At 64.8% G+C, this 21,106-nt stretch carries 16 protein-coding genes; 5 read left to right on the plus strand and 11 right to left on the minus strand.

Annotated features, from left to right (window positions below; translation table 11 throughout):
* Positions 1 to 29: 29 nt before the first annotated feature.
* From AB3X95_RS24050 to AB3X95_RS24075, 6 genes are all read right to left on the minus strand, one after another.
* Complete coding sequence (locus tag AB3X95_RS24050) at positions 30 to 1,631, minus strand: peptide chain release factor 3 (protein ID WP_368622712.1); 1,602 nt, start codon at positions 1,629 to 1,631, stop codon at positions 30 to 32.
* A gap of 710 nt (positions 1,632 to 2,341) precedes the next feature.
* Positions 2,342 to 2,641 (minus strand): H-NS family nucleoid-associated regulatory protein, encoded by a 300-nt coding sequence (locus tag AB3X95_RS24055; RefSeq protein ID WP_368622713.1) that lies wholly within the window; start codon positions 2,639 to 2,641, stop codon positions 2,342 to 2,344.
* Positions 2,642 to 2,765: 124 nt separating this feature from the next.
* Positions 2,766 to 3,965, minus strand: a complete 1,200-nt coding sequence (locus AB3X95_RS24060) for a serine hydrolase (RefSeq protein WP_184225444.1) — start codon at positions 3,963 to 3,965, stop codon at positions 2,766 to 2,768.
* Positions 3,966 to 4,108: 143 nt separating this feature from the next.
* Positions 4,109 to 4,312, minus strand: a complete 204-nt coding sequence (locus tag AB3X95_RS24065; RefSeq protein WP_018438439.1) for a hypothetical protein — start codon at positions 4,310 to 4,312, stop codon at positions 4,109 to 4,111.
* A 517-nt stretch (positions 4,313 to 4,829) separates the two neighbouring features.
* On the minus strand, positions 4,830 to 5,093 hold the full coding sequence (locus AB3X95_RS24070; RefSeq protein ID WP_368622714.1) for a hypothetical protein: 264 nt from the start codon (positions 5,091 to 5,093) through the stop codon (positions 4,830 to 4,832).
* Between the two features lie 99 nt (positions 5,094 to 5,192).
* The gene (locus AB3X95_RS24075) at positions 5,193 to 6,659 is read right to left on the minus strand and encodes a sigma-54 interaction domain-containing protein (protein WP_368622715.1); all 1,467 of its coding nucleotides are present in this window, start codon (positions 6,657 to 6,659) and stop codon (positions 5,193 to 5,195) included.
* 329 nt (positions 6,660 to 6,988) lie between these two features.
* Between AB3X95_RS24075 and AB3X95_RS24080 the strand changes: the two genes are divergently transcribed.
* From AB3X95_RS24080 to AB3X95_RS24095, 4 genes are all read left to right on the plus strand, one after another.
* Positions 6,989 to 8,389, plus strand: a complete 1,401-nt coding sequence (locus tag AB3X95_RS24080; RefSeq protein ID WP_176366388.1) for a GntP family permease — start codon at positions 6,989 to 6,991, stop codon at positions 8,387 to 8,389.
* A 499-nt stretch (positions 8,390 to 8,888) separates the two neighbouring features.
* Complete coding sequence (locus AB3X95_RS24085) at positions 8,889 to 9,140, plus strand: hypothetical protein (RefSeq protein ID WP_008921056.1); 252 nt, start codon at positions 8,889 to 8,891, stop codon at positions 9,138 to 9,140.
* A 406-nt stretch (positions 9,141 to 9,546) separates the two neighbouring features.
* Positions 9,547 to 10,539: a DedA family protein/thiosulfate sulfurtransferase GlpE gene (locus tag AB3X95_RS24090; RefSeq protein WP_176107133.1), complete on the plus strand. Its 993-nt coding sequence runs from the start codon at positions 9,547 to 9,549 to the stop codon at positions 10,537 to 10,539.
* A 118-nt stretch (positions 10,540 to 10,657) separates the two neighbouring features.
* On the plus strand, positions 10,658 to 12,388 hold the full coding sequence (locus AB3X95_RS24095; RefSeq protein WP_176366389.1) for an FAD-dependent oxidoreductase: 1,731 nt from the start codon (positions 10,658 to 10,660) through the stop codon (positions 12,386 to 12,388).
* A gap of 44 nt (positions 12,389 to 12,432) precedes the next feature.
* On the opposite strand, the gene AB3X95_RS24100 is transcribed toward AB3X95_RS24095, so the two are convergent.
* The 4 genes from AB3X95_RS24100 to AB3X95_RS24115 all read right to left on the minus strand — a co-directional run bounded on the left by AB3X95_RS24100 (position 12,433) and on the right by AB3X95_RS24115 (position 16,892).
* Positions 12,433 to 13,032, minus strand: coding sequence for a LysE family translocator (locus AB3X95_RS24100; protein WP_368622716.1), 600 nt, complete (start codon positions 13,030 to 13,032; stop codon positions 12,433 to 12,435).
* Between the two features lie 93 nt (positions 13,033 to 13,125).
* The gene (locus AB3X95_RS24105; protein WP_176107130.1) at positions 13,126 to 13,383 is read right to left on the minus strand and encodes a hypothetical protein; all 258 of its coding nucleotides are present in this window, start codon (positions 13,381 to 13,383) and stop codon (positions 13,126 to 13,128) included.
* A gap of 94 nt (positions 13,384 to 13,477) precedes the next feature.
* Positions 13,478 to 15,661 (minus strand): hypothetical protein, encoded by a 2,184-nt coding sequence (locus tag AB3X95_RS24110; RefSeq protein WP_368622717.1) that lies wholly within the window; start codon positions 15,659 to 15,661, stop codon positions 13,478 to 13,480.
* Positions 15,662 to 15,989: 328 nt separating this feature from the next.
* The gene (locus tag AB3X95_RS24115) at positions 15,990 to 16,892 is read right to left on the minus strand and encodes a DMT family transporter (protein WP_368622718.1); all 903 of its coding nucleotides are present in this window, start codon (positions 16,890 to 16,892) and stop codon (positions 15,990 to 15,992) included.
* 233 nt (positions 16,893 to 17,125) lie between these two features.
* Between AB3X95_RS24115 and AB3X95_RS24120 the strand changes: the two genes are divergently transcribed.
* Entirely contained in the window at positions 17,126 to 18,001 is an 876-nt protein-coding gene (locus AB3X95_RS24120; protein WP_368622719.1) for a helix-turn-helix domain-containing protein, read from the plus strand.
* 51 nt (positions 18,002 to 18,052) lie between these two features.
* Here the strand turns inward: AB3X95_RS24120 and AB3X95_RS24125 are convergent, their stop codons facing one another.
* Positions 18,053 to 21,085 carry an FAD-binding and (Fe-S)-binding domain-containing protein gene (locus AB3X95_RS24125; protein WP_368622720.1) on the minus strand — a complete coding sequence of 1,011 codons (3,033 nt, stop codon included), beginning with the start codon at positions 21,083 to 21,085 and terminating at the stop codon, positions 18,053 to 18,055.
* Between the last annotated feature and the right edge of the window lie 21 nt (positions 21,086 to 21,106).

Consider the following 21,106-nt stretch of genomic DNA (forward strand, 5'->3'; position numbering starts at 1 on the left):
TTTGCTTCGAAACCAGCGGACTCGCCGCTTTACATCGCCTTCTTGAACGGCGCCCCCGAGTGCTCGCGCAACTCGTTGAACACGATCTTCGGCCACGCCTTCTGCGCGACTTCGATCTCCGACACGTGCGAGGCCAGATAGGTCGGCGCATCGGACGCATCGAGCGCGATCCGCGCCGAGTACGAGTCGGTGAAGCGGCGCAACTCGGCCGGATCGTCGCAGGTCACCCAGCGCGACAGCCGGTAGCGCGCCGGCGCCATCCGCACGTCGACCTTGTATTCCGTCGACAGACGGTGCGACACCACTTCGAACTGCAGTTGCCCGACCGCGCCGAGAATCATCAGACCGCCCGCTTCGGGACGGAACACCTGGATCGCGCCTTCCTCGCCGAGCTGCTTCAGCGCTTCGCCGAGCTGCTTCGCGCGCATCGGATCGACCACTTCGACGGTCTGGAAAATTTCCGGCGCGAAGAACGGCAGGCCGACGAACTGAAGCTGCTCGCCTTCGGTCAGCGTATCGCCGAGACTGAGCGTACCGTGATTCGGAATACCGATGATGTCGCCCGGATACGCCTCGCTCACCGTCTCGCGACGCTGCGACAGGAACGTGACCACGTTGTTCGCGCGGAACGTCTTGTTCGAGCGCGTGACCTTCACCGCCATGCCGCGCTCGAAACGCCCCGAGCACACGCGGATGAACGCGACGCGGTCGCGGTGCGCGAGGTCCATGTTCGCCTGCACCTTGAACACGACGCCGGTGAACTTCGACTCTTCCGGCTGCACCGGACGCTGCACGGTCATACGCATCGACGGCGGCGGCGCGAGGTCGACCAGCGCGTCGAGAATTTCCTTCACGCCGAAGTTGTTGATCGCCGAGCCGAACAGCACCGGCGACTGCTGCCCGGCCAGAAACTGCTCACGGTCGAATTCGGGCGTCGCGCCGCTGATCAAATCGATCTCTTCCTTCGCACGCACCCACGCGTGGCCGAAACGGCGCTCGCCCTCCTCGTCGCTCAGTGCCTGCAGCGTTTCGACCGCGCCGCCGGCCGTATCCTGGCCGGCGCGGAACACCCGCACCTGATCGCGCTGGACGTCGTAGACGCCCTGAAAATCCTTGCCCATGCCGATCGGCCATGTGAACGGCACTGCCGCTACGCCGAGGTGCTGCTCGATTTCGTCGAGCAGTTCGAGCGGCTCGCGCACTTCGCGGTCGAGCTTGTTGATGAACGTGACGATCGGCGTCTTGCGGCTGCGGCAGACTTCAAGCAGCTTCAGCGTCTGCGCTTCGACGCCGTTCGCGCCGTCGATCACCATCACGGCGGCGTCGACCGCGGTCAGCACGCGGTAGGTATCTTCGGAAAAGTCCTCGTGGCCCGGCGTGTCGAGCAGGTTGATCACGCAATCGCCGTACTCGAACTGCATCACCGAGCTCGCGACCGAAATGCCGCGTTGCTTTTCGATCTCCATCCAGTCGGACGTCGCGTAGCGGTTGCTCTTGCGGCCCTTCACCGTACCGGCGATCTGGATCGCGCCCGAAAACAGCAGCAGCTTTTCGGTGAGCGTGGTTTTACCCGCGTCCGGGTGGGAAATGACCGCGAACGTGCGGCGGCGTTTGAGTTCGGAGACTGACATCGGGTCTGGCGGTCACGGAAAGGGGTTCGGGCGGTTCCCGGCGGCCTCGGGCGGCCGGTATGCCGCGCGTGGCGCGGCGGCGTCGCGCTGCGGGAGTCGGGCGCGGGCCGGAATCGGCCGGCACTGGTTCGACAATGCGGGAATCGCTGGTGCAAAAACGGCGCAAGGTGCGAATGATACACGTCTGGCGCGACGGCCGGGGGAAAGGGCCGCGGCACCGGACGGGGCGACCGCGCAAGCGTCCCGCGCCGCGCATGCCCGCGGGCAAAGGTGAGTGTTTTCGGGGACTTGCGGCGGCGGATATGATTCGCGGCCAAAGGTGAGGATCGCGAAGCGCATGCACGCACCTGCCGCGGCGCACGCACCACAACCGCGATGTGCGGGAAAACCGCGGTAAAGCGTCGCAACGCTACGAACAGGCTCCGGCTCGACGCCTGGAAACGCCCGCCGGCAAAGGCTGGCGCGGGTTTGCGGCGAGCTGTGAGGAGCGGCGCGACACGATGGTGATTCGCACCTGCGGCGGTGCGTCGCGCGACAAAGCCTGGCTCACCGAAGCATCCCGCGAGCTTCGAGCGCATCGGTGAATCTCGCTGGACACGTCCAGGCGTCACGCAAAGGTGAGCGTTTTCGGGACCTTCTCAACGGTGCGGAGCGAGTCAAACGACGCATCACTTCAGAGAACACGGACGCATCGGCATCCACGGCGAAATTCAACCTTCGATCAGAAACCGCTCGCGATTTTTCCCGACGAGCCAGGCCGGCGAGCGTCCACGGCCGCTCCAGGTTTCGCCGGTCTTCGGATTGCGGTACTTGGCGACTGCCGTCGCCGACGACTTGCGGCGCGGCTTCGGCGCGGCGCTCGTGAAGCCGAGTTCTTCGGCGGTCAGATCGTATTCGGCAATCTTCTGCTTGATATCGGCGACAGCTTGCGCGACTTCCTTGTCGCGCGCGGCTGCGACTTCCTTGTGAAGTTTTTCGAGTTGCGCAGTCAACTGTTTGTAAGAGGCCATGCCGGTGTTCCCCCTCGGTTGGACGCACTGCGATGAATCGCGATGAATGGTTAGCGGACACTATCAGACGAATAAATCACAGGATAGTGAATCACGCGGCCGAGCGCAGGCGCGAAGGCCTCGCTCAATCGTCGATCGCATCGTAGACGCGGCGTTCGAAGTCGATGGCCATCGGGAACGGGTCGATCGAGCGACGCTGGATCAGCATGAGGCCGATCATGTTCTCGACCGGATCGGCGAACCAGCTCGTGCCGTACGCGCCGGGCCAACCGAACGAGCCGAGCGAGCGATAGCCGAGCGGCAATTGCTGCGCCGGATCGTCGACGATCGATAGTCCAAGGCCGAAGCCCTGCCCCGCCCAGATCACGTGACCGAACGCAGGCAGGCGACGCTGGTCGCGGCTCAGGAAATTGCTGCGCATCAGGTCGACCGAGCGATGCGACAGCAGCCGCGTGCCGCCGACGCGGCCGCGCCCGAGCAGCAGTTGCGCGAATTGCAGATAGTCCTCGGCGGTCGAGACCAGCCCGCCGCCGCCGCTCTGAAAGCGCCGCGGATTGGCCCAGCGGCTCGCCGCCGCATGATCCTCGACCACGCGACGCCGCGTTCCCGGATCGATGTTGTACGCGGTGGCGAGGCGAGCAAGCTGCGCGTCGGGCACCCAGAACGCGGTGTCGCGCATGCCGAGCGGCTCGAAAATGCGCGTGCGGAAAAACTCGCCGAGCGGCATGCCGCTCACGCGTTCGATCAGCACGCCGAGCACGTCGGTCGCCACGCCGTAGTGCCAGCGCGAGCCGGGCTGGAACATCAGCGGCAGTGCGGCGATGCGCGCGAGCCACGCGCTGTTGCCGCCGCTTGCCTCGAAGCCGTTGAAAGCCGCTGAGTAGGCTTCGGAGAGCGGGCCCGTCGCCGTGAAGTGATACGCGAAGCCCCCGCGATGCGTGAGCAGGTCGAGCACCGTAATCGGCGCGCGAATCGGATCGGTCTGGTCGAGCGGGCCGCTCGGATCACGCAGCACGCGCGGCGCCGCAAGCTCGGGCAGCCACCGCGAAACGGGCGCATCGAGCGCGAGGCGGTCTTCCTCGATCAGCATCATGATCGCGGCACTCGTCACCGGCTTCGTCATCGACGCGATGCGAAACAGCGTGTCGCGCTCCATCGGCAATTGCGCGGCCTCGTCGCGTAGGCCTATCGGTTCGAAGTAGCCGAGTTCCCCGCGCCGCCATACGAGCGCCACCACCCCCGCCACTTCGCCGCGCTCCACGTAGCCCTGCATCGTGGTGGTCACCCTCGCGAGCCGGGTCGCGGCAAGCCCTGCTATCTGCATGTTCGTCCTGTGTCGGTAAAAGAAAGCGTGCGCGCGCCCATGTCACTTTGGCGGATCAACCGAAAGATATAACCGGTCCGGTGAAAACGCACACGACGGCTTTCCTGATTGCCGATTCCTTTTGCCGGACTTAGTGACGACACTCAGGCTTTCTGCCGTTTTTCCAATGCGCAAAGCGCGGCATCGAGGCGTTTGACACGGGTTGCCTGCGCCGGCACGATAACCGCGCCGGAAACGTGCTGGAGGCGGTTTCGCCAGTAAGACAACGGAATACGGTCTTCTGCGGAAATATGGGAAATTATCTGTTCGAGATGCTCGATATCTTTTTCGAGTTGCTGATGATTCATTGCTTTCCCCGGATTCTATTGAATTAGTGTTGAAGCAAAAAAATCGAAAGCATAAGTCGCGTTGGCCCGCGCGACCCGAACTAATGCCCGCCAGCAGCGGGGAAAACCTTCCTCTTCGTTTTCTGCGCCGGAAAAAAACCGGCAGTTTCTTCTCGTCGGGGTAAATTCCCAACGGTTTAAAAAGAATACTGCTGTCAAATTTCACGTTCCGTTGCCTGCCGCACTGAACCTCGTTGGACACCCCGAAGGCAAAGATAAATCGTTGTCGGGGCGCAAAGGATAATCGGTGCACGGCGACTCAACGTTGTAAAAAAGCCGCGTGCGGCGTACTTAACCCAATTCGCATGCTAATCGCGGATCGGACCACATTAGGCACATGAATTTATGACAGCCATGTGGTAACCGCAAGCGTATCGGGACTTGGCAGGGAATCACCTGGAACAGGTGAAAAAACCAATGCCGCCTGCGGATGGAACTGCCGCGCGCGCCGGCGTTGCGCCGGCGCGGCTTAAGGTGCTTACTTCGCGGTCGCGCGGCACGCGTAGATCAGGCTCAGCGTGCCGCCCTGGCTCGACTGCCGCACGACGTCGAACGCGCCATTGCAACTGGCGGCCGCCTGTTGCGAGCACGAGTCGGAACCGACCGGGCATTGCACGAGCGTGGTTAAGCGGCCGTCCGGCAGGAACAGCGGCGCGCTGCTGCTACACCCGCCAAGCGCGACGATCGCGCCGACGGCCAGCATGACGCTCGAACGGCGCGCGAAGAAGGAAAGGCGTTTCATGGAGACCCCGGTCACGTCTTGTTTTTCGATCTCGCGATTGTGCCACGCTGCCCTCATGCTGCGTCAGTTCGCGCCGTGCGGCCGGGCGGGCGCGGCGCGTCAAACGTCGATGCCGTGCGCGGCGATCTTCTTGTACAGCGTCGCGCGGCCCATGCCGATCTGTTTCGCAGTGTCGATCACGCGGCCGCCGTTCGCGCGCAACGCGTCGCACAGAAAGCGCTTTTCGAAGGCGGCCATCGCGTCGCTCCAGGAGGTGGGTTCCGCGGTGGCCGCAACGTCCACGCTGGCAGCCGCGACAGACGGGGTCCGCGTCGACGCCGTCGCGCCACCCTGCCCCGAGCCGATGAACGGCGCAAGCACGCGCGCATCGATGCGTTCGCTGTCGGACAGCATCACGGCGCGCTCCAACGTGTTGCGCAGCTCGCGCACGTTGCCGGGCCAGTCGTACGCGCACAGCAGACGCAACGCGTCGTCGTGTAATTCGAAGTGGCTGCCGCCGCCGGCCTGCGCGGCCAGATCTTCGAGCATCGCGTACGCGAGCGCCTCGATGTCGGACGGACGCTCGCGCAGCGCGGGCGCGAGGATCGTCAGCACGTTGAGCCGGTAGAACAGGTCCGCGCGGAAACGTCCGGCCGCGACGAGCGCGGGCAGATCGGCCGAGGTCGCCGCGATGATCCGCACATCCGCACGCACGACGCGGTTCGAGCCGAGCGGCTCGAACTCCTTGTCCTGCAGCACGCGCAGCAGCTTGCCCTGTAATGGCAGCGGCATGTCGCCGATCTCGTCGAGAAACAGCGTGCCGCCGTTGGCGAGCTCGAACTTGCCGACCCGCCCCTTGCGATCGGCGCCGGTGTACGCGCCGGGTGCGGCGCCGAAGAATTCGACTTCGAGCAGCGTGTCGGGAATCGCCGCGACGTTGACGCTGACGAGCGGCTTATGCGCGCGCGCCGAGCCGCCGTGAATCGCGTGCGCGAGCAGTTCCTTGCCGGTGCCGGTTTCGCCGAGCAGCAGCACCGGCGCTTCGAGTTGCGCCGCGCGCCGCGCCTGGCGTTTCACTTCGAGCGACGCCGCGCTCGTGCCGACGAAGCTGCCGAATGTATAGCGCGCGCGGCGCGCCTGCGCGAGCGACTGGCGCGTCGCGATCAGCTCCTGCTGCAGCCGCGAGTACTGCGAAAACAGCGGCGACAGCGCTTTCAGCTCGTCGAACAGCGCGAAGCCGACCGCGCCGATCGTCGCGCCGGCATCGTCCTTCAGCGGCAGACGCGTGACGACGAGCGGCTCGCGATCGGTCTCCATGATGTCGAGCAGGATCGGCTTGCCGGTGTTGACGACTTCGCGCATCAGACTGTTCGGGATCACCGCTTCGCAATCGCGGCCGATCGCCTGTTGCGGGTCCGAAAAGCCGAAGCGCGCCGCATACCGTTTATTGATCCAGACAACGCGCGCTTGCCCATCTACGATGAAGGTGCCTTCACTGAAGTTTTCGAACGTGCGAAACAGCGATTCCATCGCCCGACGCAGCACGTCGTCGTAGGTGGCGGGCAGGCCCGTCCAGTCGGTCATCATGCTGTCGTTGTCTCCACTTATCGTTTTGTTTGCAATCAGTCTCAATTGCTAGACAAATTTATCTCCAAACAGAGACAGACGACAGGCCTTATGCATCGTGACTTACCCTGGTTTCAGGTGATCTTGGCCGGATTGAAGTCCCGTTTCGGAGACACCCGGGTACAATCCGCCAACGATGCCTCGGGCCGCCGCTGCACGCCCGCGCCAGGCGCCACAGCGCTTCAGCGGACGAACGCCGGGCATGGCATGGAATCTGCATTTCGACCGCGCCGCGCCGTCGCTTGATCAGGACGGCAAAAAAGGTAGAACAACCAGGCTATGGAGACTCAATGACCTTTCTCATCGTTATCGCCGCGCTGGCGTTTCTGATGTTGGCCGCGTATCGCGGCTACAGCGTAATCCTGTTCGCGCCGATCGCGGCGCTCGCCGCCGTCCTGCTCACCGAGCCCGCCGCCGTCGCGCCGGTCTTCACGAGTATTTTCATGGACAAGATGGTCGGCTTCGTGAAGCTGTACTTCCCCGTGTTCCTGCTCGGCGCCGTGTTCGGCAAGGTGATCGAGCTGTCGGGCTTCTCCGAGTCGATCGTCGCGGCCGCGATCCGCTATATCGGTCGCTCGCGCGCGAACGCGGTGATCGTCGCGGTGTGCGCGTTGCTCACCTATGGCGGCGTGTCGCTGTTCGTCGTCGTGTTCGCGGTCTATCCGTTCGCGGCCGAGCTGTATCGCCAGAGCAACATTCCGAAGCGGCTGATGCCCGGTGCGATCGCGCTCGGCGCGTTCTCGTTCACGATGGACTCGCTGCCCGGCACGCCGCAGATCCAGAACATCATCCCGACGACGTTCTTCAAGACCACCTCGTGGGCCGCGCCGACGCTCGGCGTGCTCGGCTCGCTGTTCATCATCGTGGTCGGTCTGACGTATCTGGAATGGCGCCGCCGCGGCGCGATGGCGACCGGCGAGGGTTACGGCACCGAACTCGTCAACGAGCCGGAGCGCGTCGAATCGAAAGAGCTGCCGCATCCGCTGCTGGCGATCGCGCCGCTCATCGTGGTCGGCGTCGCGAACTTCTTGCTGACGCGCTGGATTCCGGCCTGGTACGGCCCGTCCTTCACGGTCACGCCGGAGATCCTGCCGGGCCTGCATGCACCGGTCGAAACGAACGTCAAGGCTCTGGTGGGGATTTGGGCCGTGCTGGGCGCGCTGCTGCTCGGCATCATCATGGTCATCGTGACGGCGTTCGGCCGCGTCAGCCACCGCTTTGCGGTCGGCACCAAGGCAGCGGTGGGGGGAGCGCTGCTGGCGTCGCTCAATACCGCGTCGGAATATGGCTTCGGCGGTGTGATCGCGGCGCTGCCGGGCTTTCTCGTCGTCAGCAATGCGCTGAAAAGCATTCCGAATCCGCTCGTCAATGCCGCGGTGTCGGTCAGCACGCTGGCGGGTATTACGGGTTCGGCATCGGGCGGTATGAGCATTGCGCTCGCCGCGATGTCCGATACGTTCATCAAGGGCGCGCAGGCCGCGAATATTCCACTCGAAGTACTGCATCGGGTGGTCGCGATGGCGAGCGGCGGCATGGATACGCTGCCGCACAACGGCGCGGTGATTACGCTGCTCGCGGTGACGGGTCTCACGCACCGGCAGTCGTATCGCGACATCTTCGCGGTCACGGTGATCAAGACGCTCGCGGTGTTCTTCGTGATCCTGGTGTATTACACGACCGGCCTCGTGTGAACGTCGAACCGGAAAGCAGCACTTAGATCTGATAGATCCGCATTAGTCCCACCTCGACAGACCGCCGACGAAGCACGAGGATGGAGACGTCAGCGCCCAATGTTGCAAGGGCAGGCTGACCCGAGTAACAACGGCGTTTAACGGCCCGTCCTATCCGGACGGGCTATTTTTTTCAGTGCGCGATTCGTGCGCGAAAGGTGAGGAAATCCGGGAGCGACGCCAACCACAGCGAGAGTGCCGCCAGACGCCGCCTAGCCCGCGCCCGCGTCACCCGCATGACAAAACCCAATCGCAAGCCGCGCCGCCGAGGGGCATGAAAAATGCAGCCGTCGCAACGAGGAGTCGCGTTAAACTGGTTGCTCGCTCCGCAACCGCGAATGCACTAAATCCGGGCGAGATCGAGACTGAGGCAGACGCAACACGGCACGACGACGCGGCAGACGGCACGCCATCCGCCCCGTACAATGGCTCCATCACCAACGCAACAAGGACAACTTCGATGCGCATTACCGGGTCCTCCGGGTCAATGGCCCTGCTCACCGAATACGACGACGCAACGGCGCGCGAACTTCGCTCGCTGCGCCTCGAATCGACCGAAGACGGCAAAGGCATCCTGCTGATCGAGGTCGATGAGCGCAAGCCGGGCATACATCGTGAAGTGCGCTACGAAATCACGCCCGCGGAGCTGATCGCCGCGATCCGCGCGCATGGGGCCGAGTTGCCGGGCGAGCAGCACAACCATCGTCAGTGAAGCAGGCGCGCGGCGTATTACCGTCGCGTGACTCGTCAGCCTCCTCGCGCCGGTGGCGTCGCGCTTCGACGCGGCAGCGTGGAATTGTTCGCGTTGGGCGCGCCCGCGTGCGTCGCCGTGCTTCCGCTTGTTGCGCTCGAACGCCAATCCCCGCTTTCCTACGGGTTTTTGCAAGCGCTTTCGCGCGTCTCGTCGAGGCTGCTTACCCGGCCTTCTACCACTTGTCACACGCGGTTGCCACCCTTGTGCAGCGGGGCATGCGGCCATATATGCAGAGCTGATTGCAGCCACAAGACGGGCCGATTTCCAGGTCGGTTGCACGTCTTGAAAATACGTCCATAATCCTTGCATTCCCCTTTGCGTTCCTTACCGCGCTGCGCCCGCAAGGGCCGCGGATGTTAAACCGATGCTACATGACCTCGTCGCGCAATATGGACCGGCGCTCGTCTTCGCGAACGTGCTAGCCGCCGCGCTCGGGCTGCCGGTGCCAGCCATGCCGTCGCTCGTGCTGTTCGGCGCGATGGCCGCGATGCACCCCGGCTCGGTCGGCACGCAGTTGCTGCCGGTCCTCGTGCTGTCGATCTTCGCGACGCTGATCGGTGACAGCGCGTGGTACGTCGCGGGCCGCATCTACGGCGGCAATACGCTGAAGACGATCTGCCGGCTGTCGCTGTCGCGTGACACCTGTGTGAAAAAGACCGAGCGCTTCTTCGGCCGCTGGGGCGTGCGCGTGCTCGCGGTCGCGAAGTTCGTGCCGGGACTGTCGATCGTGTCGATCCCGATGGCCGGCGCGATGGGCACGCGCTACCGCACCTTCCTCACCTACGACGGCGTCGGCGCCGCGCTGTGGTCCGGCACCGGGCTGATCATCGGCGCGCTGTTCGCGCGGCAGATCGACATGCTGTTCGCGATCGCCGGGCGGCTCGGGCGCACGGCGGCGCTGGTCGTGGTCGCGTTGCTGGTGCTGTACGCGGCGTACCGGTGGATCCGCCGCCGTCAGTTGATTGCGAAGCTCGCGTCCGCGCGCATCGAGGTCGACGAACTCGCGAAGCTGTACAAGGCTAATCAGGCACCGGTCGTGTTCGACATCCGTTCGCAGGAGAAGCGCAAGCTCGATCCGTTCGTGATTCCAGGCGCGCAATTCGCCGACGAGCGGCAACTCGACGGCATCGTCGCCAGCTATCCACGCGATCAGAAGCTCGTGATCTACTGCTCCTGCCCGAACGAGATTTCCGCGGCATGGATGGCCAAGCAACTCACCGAAGCCGGTTTCTCCGACGTGCTGCCGCTGCGCGGCGGCATGGAAGCCTGGCGCGACTCCGGCAAGCCGGTCGACTCGCTGCCCGAAATGCCGCCGCCGGAAGTCACCGTCGACGATATCGCGCCCAAAGCCGTCTAGTAGAAATCAGCGGCGGCATCGTCCGCCTGACGCGCGCGGCACGGCTCGTCCCGGCGTGTGAGCGCGCATTGCGTTGCCTTGCGTTCAATCGTGCTATGAACATCGAAGGAGCGGTTCAATGCTTTCGACTCAGGACGTTTCGACTCAAGAAGTGGAAGGACAGCAGGGAGTCGTCGCCGACGCGCCGTTTTCTTCGCTGTCGACGCGTTTGCATCAGATGTTTCCGGAGCTCACTTGCGCCGAGATCGACCGGCTGCGCCGCTTCGGCGAGGTCGGTCGCTGGAAGTCCGGCGAGTTGCTGTTCGAGACCGGGCACACCGGCCCCGGCATGTTCGTGCTGCTCAAAGGGAGCGTGAAGGTCTATCAGCGTGACGGTATCGGCCGCGAGCATGTGATCAGCGAGCGCGGCGCCGGGCATTTCCTGGCCGAGGTCGGGCAACTGTCGGGCAAGCCATCGCTGGTGAACGGCGTCGCGACCAGCGCCGTCGAAGCGCTGCTGATTCCGCCCGACCGGCTGCGCGCGCTGATCGTCGCCGAAGCGGAACTCGGCGAGCGCATCATGCGCGCGCTGATTCTGCGGCGCGTGTCGCTGATCGAAAAGGGCGCGGGCGGGCCGATCCTCGTCGGCAACAGCAATGACCCGCGGCTCGTGATGCTGCAAGGCTTCCTGTCGCGCAACGGCCATCCGCATTCGGTGATCGACGAACGCGACGAAGACGCGCTGCGGCTGATCGAGCAGTTCGCCGCGCAGCGCGAGGACCTGCCGCTCGTGATCTGCCCGGACGGCACGGTGCTGCGTCATCCGAGCATGCCGGAGCTTGCCACTCGCTTAGGTCTGCTGCCCGATCTCGACGACACCTACGTGTACGACGTCGCGATCGTCGGCGCGGGACCGGCCGGACTCGCCGCCGCGGTGTACGCGGCCTCCGAAGGGCTGTCGGTGATCGTGCTCGACAGCCGCGCACCGGGCGGCCAGGCGGGCGCGAGCTCGCGCATCGAAAACTACCTCGGCTTTCCGACCGGCATCTCGGGCCAGGCGCTTGCCGGCCGCGCGTTCGTGCAAGCGCAGAAGTTCGGCGCGCACGTTGCAATTCCGGTCAGCGTGCAGGCGCTGCATTGCGGGCAGACACCTTATCGGCTCGAAACGAAATGCGGCGGTCACATCAGCGCGCGGGCGATCGTGATCGCGAGCGGCGCCGTGTACCGGCGCCCTGCGCTCGACGGGCTCGAGCGCTTCGACGGACGCGGCGTCTACTACTGGGCGTCGCCGGTCGAGGCGAAGCTGTGCAAGCGCCAGGAGGTCGTGCTGGTGGGCGGCGGCAATTCGGCCGGCCAGGCGATCGTCTATCTGGCGACGCACGCGGCCAAGGTTCACGTGCTGATCCGCCGCAGCGGTTTCGAGGCGACGATGTCGCGCTATCTGATCGACCGCATCCGCTCGCTGCCGAACGTGTACGTGCATCCGAATTCGGAAGTGGGCCGGCTCGAGGGCGATGAGGACGGGCTCGTGTCGGTCGCGCTGAAGCGGCCGCTGCCCGACGGCGTCGATCACTTCGACACGCGGCATCTGTTTCTCTTCACCGGCGCGGACCCGAACACCGAATGGCTGCGCACCTGCGGCGTGCAGCTCGACGCGAAAGGCTTCGTGCTGACCGGCATCAGCGCGGACGGCTCGGCCACCGCGTGCGATCTCGGGACTACGGTCGAAGGGGTCTATGCGATCGGCGATGCGCGCGCCGGGTCGACGAAACGCGTGGCCGCAGCGGTCGGCGAAGGCGCAGCCGTAGTCGCGCAGATTCACCAGTTGCTGGCGCAGATGAGCGGGGAAGAGGTGGCGCTCGGTGCGTGAGTCTCGGTGCGGTCTTTAGCGCATCGTCTTTACCGCATCCGTCTTCAGTGCAACGCGGCCCACGCGAGCGACACCGAGAACACGCCGAGCACGATCGACGCGCCGCGCTGCACCCTCGCCGGTTCGAGCCAACCGAGTCGGCCTCCGCCGAGCGCTGCGCCGAACGCGATCCACGCGAGTGCGATCGGCGCGGCGAGGCACGCGAACATCGCCATCACGAGCAGATAAGCGGGTAAGTGCATGAACGCGGCGGCCGGAAAGATCGTGCCGCCGAACAGCAGCCCTTTCGGATTGAGCAAGGTCGCGACGAACAGCGCGCGCACGTTGCCAGCGCGTTGCGTCGAGCCGGGCAGTGCCACCGCCGCGCGCCACATATCGAGCGCAAGCCACGCGATATACATGCTCGCGGCCACGCGCAGCAGCGACGGCAGCCACGGCCACGCTTGCGCCGCGTGCGCGAAGAAGCGTCCCCACGCGGAGATCGACACCAGATAGCCCGCCAGTTCGGCGGCGATCAGCGGCAGCGCGCGGCGCAACCCGGCGCGCAAACCGGCCGCCGCCAGTAGCGTGTTGGTGGGGCCGGGCGTCACCAGCACCACGATGATGCCGGTGGCCAGCAACGCGATCTCGGTCGCTGAGAGCATAAAAAAAGCGCACGGTGAGTTACACAGTGCGCTTTTGTAGCACAGACAGCCCGATGGCTGCGCCGAAGCGGACCCGTCGGTTCAGCGGTCCGCTCAGCGCTCCAGCTTCGCGCGCAGCTCGCGCGCGGCCTCCAGCAGTCCTTCATACCCCGAACGCGCGTGCTCCGGCAGATCGGGATCGCCGACCAGCGCGCCGAGCGTTTCGATCAGACTGTACACAATGCCTTTCGCCGCGCCCGACGCAATGCCACCTGACGACATCTGCTGATCGACGTGACTGAGCGCCGCGTCGAGCTGCTCGATCTCCGGACGATCGTCGGAGGGCGGCTTGGGAGGAACGTCTTGCGTCATGATCGAACACCACTCCTTTGAGTGCATCGGTAAAGTTGTTATATACCGATCGTGCGCCGCCGTCTATTCGTGTTCGGCGCGGCGGCGATCCGCGTCAAGGCGTCCAGCGATACATCAGCAGCTTCGCGCGCGCGTCGTCTTCGACCAGCACCACGTACTCGCCGTTATCGCGCTGCACCGCGCTGATGCCGAGATACACGTCGACCCAGCCGCTCGTGCCGCCGACGCTCGCGCCCGGCGTCATATAACCGACCGCCGTGCCGTTGCGCGCGTCGTAGACGTCGATGCGATCGGTGTACAGCTCGGCGACGAAGATATAGTTGCCCGCCACCGCGACGCCGACCGTGGTGGTCTGCGGATCGCTTTGCGTGTTCCACGGCAGCGAGACCGTGTAAGTCAGGGTCGGCGTGCCGCTGCTCCAGTTGTCGTAGCGCGCCAGCATCGGGCCCGCTTCCTTCCAGTGCGTCGGGTCCCACGGAATCGCGCTCGTAAAACCGGACAGATACATCGTGTCGGTCGCTGCGACATAGACGAGCCGCGCGAGCCGTGTGAACGGCGCGGGCATCGCGAACAGCTTCGCACTCGCGTACGTGTAGATCGGATTGCCGGCGGAGTCCAGACCTTGCAGCGGCATCTCGCGCACGCCGCTCAATGGCGTGGCGAGCCACACGTTGCCGGAATCGTCGACCCACCAGAAGCCGTTGCCGACCGTGCTGCCGGTCGACGGGTTGCCGCTGATCTCGCTCGCATCGACGGCGCCATTGCCATTGCTATCGCGCCACAACCATTCGCCGTAAGTTGGTTGCGCGTCGGGCCAACTGCCCGGCAGCGGATTCTGCGCGAGCATCCCCGACGGAATCGCGATCTCACCATGCGCGGCATCGAAGCGATAGACGTTCAGGTAGTGCGCGCCCGGATCGAGCGTATAGAGAAAACGCTGGCCTTTGAATCTGCGCACCATCGGTTCGCCGCGCACGCCGCGCGGCTGGTGAAACGCGGGGTCGTCCGGGTAATCGAAGCGATCGAGCGTGAACGCCGCATATGACCACTCGTGGCCGACCGGCTGCCGGTAATCGAGCGTGAAGCGCTTCGAGCCCGTGTAGATCGAAGCGGGTGTGGCCGGATCGAACGCGCCGCTATCGACGAAGTTCAGGCCGTAGAGCCGCCAGTTGAGCACGCGCGTGCCGTACACGTAACTCTCCAGCACCGCGCCTTGCCCGACCGATGCCGAGCCCAGCGCGCGCGGTCCTTCGCCGTTTTGCGCGACGTACAGATTGCCGGCCGCATCGACGCCGATGCCGGTGATGCCGTTGAAACGCGTGTCACCGGGCACGCCGCGCATCGGATGGAAGATGCCATTGCGCGTGCCGATCGACGTGCCGCCCTGCATCTGGCCGCCCGCGCCTTTGTTGAACACGAGAATCTGCTGCGAAACGCTGTTGTCGGCGACCAGCAGCTGGCCGGATGGCGTGACCGTGAGGTCGGTCGGCACGGTGCCGGCGGGCAGCGCCAATGGACCGGCGAGCGCGGTGCCGTCGGCGCGGTAGTGCAGAATGCTCAGGCTGCCCGTGCCGAAGCCGCTGATGATCCACAGCGTCGAGTCGGTGTCGATCGCGATGCGCGCGGGCGATGCGACGGTCCACGAACGCAGCGGCAGCATGGATTGCGCGTCGTACACGACGATCCGGTTGCCGTACGTGTCGGCCACATAGACCTCGCTGTCGGTCGCGGCGAGGCCGCGAATGCCCGCGTCGATGCCGGTCTTCACCGTTTGTACCGCAACGAAACTGTTCTTCGTCGCGTTCGCGCTATTGCCGATGCCGCCGGAAAACGGCGCGCCGGCCGCGAGATTCGCGAGCGTGCGTCGCGTGATGCCGTACCAGGTCTGATTCGCCGGCGGATAGTCGGCGCCGACCAGCGCATTGCTTTCGTTGCCGATCGACATCGCCGCGTACAGGTACGTGTGATTCACCGCCACCGCGTCGCCGCCGGCCGCGCCCCAGCCGTGCGTCGAACCGGCGACCGCGAGCTTTTCGCCCGCACGATAGGCGGCGATTTCGCTGCCGCTTTCGTCCCACGGCGCATTCGTATAAACGGTGCCATTGGCATCGACGCTAATGGCCTGAATATCCTGCTGCATCCATTTGCCGTCGCCAAATCCGAAACTATTACCGATCCATGAAGTCGTGTAATTCAATTGGGATTGGGCGGAGACATGCGGGGAAATCAGGCTATGGATTAGAACCACGGCCAGGCCAAGACGGGGCAAAAGCTTCACGGCGGTCGATCCTTGCTAGACGCGAAGCACGCACGGTAAGGCAGACCGGCGTGCTTCATCTGTACGCGCATCATTGCCGGTAGCGTCACGATGCGCATACATCAGAGTTGGCGTTTTATCCTCTCACATAAAAATAGCAAACTTATTGATAAAAAATGATACTTGAATGCCGCCACATCCAATTCCATTCCACTTGCATCGATTTACGTTTCCAACAAAATCTTTACTTCACGAATCCGGTAAAAACCGGTTCCCGTAAAACCTCACCGGCCAGAGATTCAGGCGCTTTTTCTGCTCCTGTAAATCCTCACCTCGAGCGCGATGCGCATCAGGTTCGCGCCGCCCGGCGACGCACGAAGATCCGTCGCGTCAGATCGAACGCGACCAGATTGCCGGCCAGCACGAGCAGCAGACCGACCACCGCGAGCACTGACCAGCGGTAACCCTCGAACAGCGTGGACGCCGCGAGCGCGACGATCGGAAACAGCACCGTGCAGTAGGCGGCGCGCTCCGGGCCCATGCGGCCGACCAGCATCAGGTACGCCGTAAAGCCGATCACCGAGCCGAACACCGCGAGATACGCGAGCGCGCCAAGATAGCGCGCCGACGCTTCAACCGCGAACGAATAGCCGGCGAACAGACTACCGAGCGTCAGGACAGCCGCGCCGATCAGCATCGCCCAGCTATTCGTCGCGAACGGATGCAGGCCCATCGACTGCATGCGGCTCGACAGCAGGTTGCCGGCCGAGAAGCACAGCGTGCCGAGAAACGCGACGCCGAGTCCGAGCCACGCGGTGTGATCGCCGAGATGCCCGGCCATCTGCTGCATGAACAGACAGACGATGCCGACGAGCCCGAGCAATGCGCCCGCAATCGCGCTCGGCTGCAGCGGCCTGCCCATGAACAGCCGTCCGTTGATCGAGTTCAGCAGCGGCGCGGTCGAGAACACCACCGCGACGAGCCCGCTCGGCACGATCTGTTCGGCGTAGTAGAAGCACAGGAAATTCAGGCAGAACAGCGCGAGGCCCTGCGCGGCGAGGTAGCGCCAGGCGCCGAGCGGCGGCCAGATCGGCCGGCGCATGATGCGCAGCAGCGCGAACAGCAGCAGCGCGGCGATCCAGAAACGCCATGCAATCGATACCGGCGGCGGCACCGCGCCGAGTTGCCATTTGATCGCGATCCACGTGGTGCCCCAGATCAGCACGGTGACGGCATAAAGCAAAAGATTCATGGTCGGGCCTCGGACTGCATGACAGGCTGCCACAACGCGCAGCATTGACGATAGTTCGACTATGCAACCGCGCCGCCGCCCGCAATTGTCCAAAATTGCGCACTTTTTCGTGGCAATGAGCGGCCAGACTGGCCGCGCCGTATACTGGCCGCTCAACCCTACGCATCACCGGAAAACCTCCGCTCGCCGCCGTGACCGCCAGCCCGTCCGCCCCCGTGATAGCCGCCGCCGGCATGCCTTTTGGCCTGCAGTCGGTCTGTCACACACTCGCCAGTGCGAATGCGCATCTGGACCGCTTCACGTGGCTCGGCGACGGACTCGCGATCGCGCTATGGACCCGCGACACGAAGGAAGCCGAGACCATCTACGAGCGGCCCGGCCATCACACGCTGTCGTGCTATCTGGACGGCGGCTATCGCACCGAGCGCCAGAAAATGCCGGGCCACTACGGCGCGCCGTCGCGGCTGTGCGCACTGCCCGGCGATCACGAATCGCGCTGGTGGGTGCGCGGCCATATGCACTTCATGCACCTGTACTTCCTGCCCGAGCACTTCACGCGACGCGCGGTACAGGAGCTCGACCGCGAGCCGCGCGAATTGACGCTCGCCGATCGGACTTATTTCGAAGACCCGCGCATTGCGAGTCTGTGCCAGGCGCTCGTCGACGAGGAGTGGGAAAGTCCCGACGGCCTGCTGCGCACCAACGAGACCGCGCACGAAGTGCTGAGCCTGCTGTTGCACGGACAAGGCGTGCGGCGCGCGAACGTGGCGCTGAAGGGCGGGCTGTCGGCCGCGACGCGGCGCCGCCTGCGCGACTATATCGACAGTCGTCTCGCGCAGCCGTTGACGCTCGGTGAGTTGTCGGGTGTCGCGGCGCTGTCGGAGTTTCATCTCGCGCGGATGTTTCGCGAGTCGTTCGGGTTGCCGCCGGCCGCCTGGATCGCGCGGCAACGGCTCGATCGCGCGCGCACGCTGCTGCGCACGACGACGTTGCCGCTTGCGCAGATCGCCTCGCAATGCGGCTATGCGAACGCGAGTCACTTTAGCCACCGGTTTCGCGAGGCTGTCGGGGTGACGCCGAGCGGGTTCCGGCAGGCTATCGGCGTTTGAGTCTCGCGTTTGAGTCTCGCGTTCGAGTTTCGCTTTCCGGTTAGCTCCGCGTCATTGCAGCGCCATCGCCAGCACGCGCGCGACGTGGATCGCGTCGACGCCCGCGCCATCGTGAATCTGATGCCGGCAACTGGTGCCATCGGCGACCATCACCGTGGAGGCGTCGAGCTTGCGCACCGCGGGTAGCAGCGACAACTCCGCCATCGCCTGCGAGGTCGCGTAGTGCTCCGCTTCATAGCCGAAGCTGCCGGCCATACCGCAGCACGACGATTCGACCGTCGATACCTTCAATTCGGGAATCCACTTCAGCACGGTCTGCACCGGCGTGAATGCATCGAACGCCTTCTGATGGCAGTGGCCGTGCACGAGCGCCTGCCGCATCGGCAGCGGTTTCAATTTGAGCTGCAAACGTCCGGCCTTTTCTTCGCGCACGAGGAATTCCTCGAATAGAAACGCGTGCTGCGCGAGCCGCTGCGCTTCGTCGCCGAAACCGTACTGCAGGAATTCGTCGCGCAACGACAGCAGACACGATGGCTCCAGCCCTACCACCGGCACGCCGCGTTCGACGAACGGCCTGAAGAGTTCGAGCATGCGCCGCGCCTCCCGTTTCGCTTCATCGACGAGACCCGCCGCGAGAAACGTGCGGCCGCAGCAAACGGGACGCTCGCCCGGGCGCGCATTGAAGTGGACCGTGTAGCCCGCCGCTTCGAGCACCTGTCGTGCGGCACGCGCGTTGTCGGGCTCGAGGTGATTGTTGAAGGTATCGACGAACAGCAGAACTTCTTTCAGCGTGGACGGCTGCGCAGCGCTGCGCGCAGCCTTCGCGGACACCGCATCGGCCAGAAACGCCTTCTTGAACCGCGGCAGATTCCGCTCGGCAGCGAACCCGACCGAGCGCTTGAACCACGCCGACAGCACCGGCACGTTGTCCGCGAGCGCCAGCAGTCCTGGCATGCGGCTCGCCGCGCCCGCATAGCGCGGCATGAACGCGACGAGCCTGTCGCGTAGCCGCACGCCATGCGTCTTCACCCGCGCCGCGCGCGCCTCGATCTTGAACTTCGCCATATCGACGCCGGTCGGGCAATCGCGCTTGCAGCCCTTGCACGATACGCACAGGTCGAGCGTTTCCTTCACGTCATCGCTCGCGAGTCCGCTTTCGCCGAGCTGGCCCGAAATCGCGAGCCGCAACGTGTTGGCCCGCCCGCGCGTCAGATGCTGCTCGTCCTTCGTCACGCGATAACTCGGGCACATCGTGCCCGCGTCGAACTTGCGACAGTGGCCGTTGTTGTTGCACATCTCGACCGCTTTCGCGAGGCCGCCGCTCAGGTCGTCGCCGCTGCCCGGCGCGCTTTCTTCTCCCGTCAGCGGATCGCGCTTCACGTTCCACGTCGACCAGTCGAGTACCGTTTCGATGCGCTGTTCGCGATAGCCCGGCGCAAAGCGGAAATTGCGCGCGTCGTCCATCTTCGGCGGACGCACGATCTTGTCGGGATTGAAGCGATTGTCTGGATCGAACAGCGCCTTGATCTCGCTGAACGCCTCGTTAAGCCGTGGCCCGTATTGCCACGTGACCCATTCGCCACGGCACAGACCGTCGCCATGCTCGCCGGAATACGCGCCCTTGTACTCGCGCACCAGCGCGGCCGCTTCCTCGGCGATCGCGCGCATCTTCGTCGCGCCGTCGCGCCGCATGTCGAGAATCGGCCGCACGTGCAGCGTGCCGACGCTCGCATGCGCGTACCAGGTGCCTTCGGTGCCGTGGCGATGAAACACGTCGGTCAGGCGGCTCGTGTAGTCGGCCAGATGTTCGAGCGGCACCGCGCAGTCTTCGATGAAGGACACCGGCTTGCCGTCGCCCTTCATGCTCATCATGATGTTTAGACCGGCCTTGCGCACTTCCCACAGCGCTTTCTGCGCATTCGCGTCCGGCATCTCGACGACCGAATCGGGCAGGCCCAGCTCGCCCATCAACGCGGTGAGCTGCTTCAGCGACGCTAGCTGCGCGTCGCGATCCTCGCCCGCGAACTCGACGAGCAGAATCGCCTGCGGCTCACCGACCAGCGCCTTCTCGATCACCGGACGAAACGCGGGATTGCTCAACGCGAGATCGATCATCGTGCGATCGACCAGTTCGACCGCGACCGGCTTCAGCTTGACGATGTGCTGCGTGAGCGCCATCGATTGCCGGAAGGTCGGAAAGTTGACCACGCCAAGCGCCTTGTGCGCGGGCAGCGGCGCGAGCTTCAGCGTGATCTGCCGGCTGAACGCGAGCGTGCCCTCCGAGCCGACCAGCAGATGGGCGAGGTTCGCGCTGCCGTCATCGGTATAGGCGCGCGGGTTCTGGCAGTCGAACAGATCGATGTTGTAGCCTGCCACACGGCGCAGCACTTTCGGCACGCGCGCGACGATTTCATCACGCTCGCGCTGCGCGATCCGCGTGACGCCCGCGACGATCTGCTGCAAGCGCTCGCCTTGCGGCGTCTCGCGCAGCGACGCGAAGCGCGCTTCGCTGCCGTCGGCGAGGATCGCGTCGATCGCATCAACGTTGTGCACCATGTTGCCGTATTCGATCGAGCGCGAGCCGCACGAGTTGTTGCCCGCCATGCCGCCGATCGTGCACTGCGCGGAAGTCGATACATCGACCGGGAACCACAGTCCATGCGGCTTCAGCCACGCGTTCAGATGATCGAGCACGACGCCTGGCTCGACCGTCACGGTGCGCGCGTCGGCATCGAACGCGACGATGTTGTTGAGCCATTTGCTCGTATCGACCACCAGCGCTTCGCCGACCGTCTGTCCGCACTGGCTCGTGCCCGCGCCGCGCGCGAGCAGCGGTACTTTCTCGCTGCGCGCGATCTCGAGCGCGATGCGCAGGTCGTCCTGATCGCGCGGCACCACGACGCCGACCGGCGTGATCTGATAGATCGACGCATCGGTCGAGTAGCGGCCGCGGCTCGCGAGATCGAACAGCACGTCGCCGCGCAGCGCTTTGCGCAGATGCTGAGCGAGCGGACTCGTGGCGCGCGCGGCGGAAGGGACCAGATGGATCGGCTTGACGAGCAAGCCCGCAGTGGGATTCGTCATTTCATCGGCCTATGAGGAGCG

Source organism: Paraburkholderia sp. BR13444 (assembly GCF_040948755.1).
Lineage (GTDB): Bacteria > Pseudomonadota > Gammaproteobacteria > Burkholderiales > Burkholderiaceae > Paraburkholderia > Paraburkholderia youngii.